We start from the raw sequence: 250 nt of genomic DNA, 5'->3' as shown, positions 1-250 counted from the left end.
ATTTTAGGGTACTAGAGCAGGGCGTTGCAACAACGGGTGATAGTGTTGTTATCGAGAAGAAAGCCTCGCACGACATATCAGTAAAAAAACTGTTCCAGGCTTTTTTTGATAAAAAATATCCAGATTATGAAAGTGTATTATTAGCAGCACTCGAATTGCCGGAGCTTGCTCTTGAGTGGCAAACTAAAATTAAAAAGAAGCTTTGTATTAAAAATGAACTAAGTTAAGCGTAAATTGTTATTTATAGAGG

Annotated in this window: 1 protein-coding gene; it reads left to right on the top strand. The window is 35.6% G+C overall.

Translation table 11 applies throughout. The features are described from left to right. A partial coding sequence (locus AAEY98_RS22550) for a 3-alpha domain-containing protein (RefSeq protein WP_351019856.1) occupies positions 1-227 on the top strand: 227 nt, incomplete at its 5' end. Positions 228-250: the final 23 nt, after the last annotated feature.

The organism is Shewanella sp. AC91-MNA-CIBAN-0169 (genome assembly GCF_040310165.1).
Taxonomy (GTDB): Bacteria; Pseudomonadota; Gammaproteobacteria; order Enterobacterales; family Shewanellaceae; genus Shewanella.
Note: the sequence above shows the minus strand (reverse complement) of the source record. Positions and strands in the feature narration are given on the sequence as shown.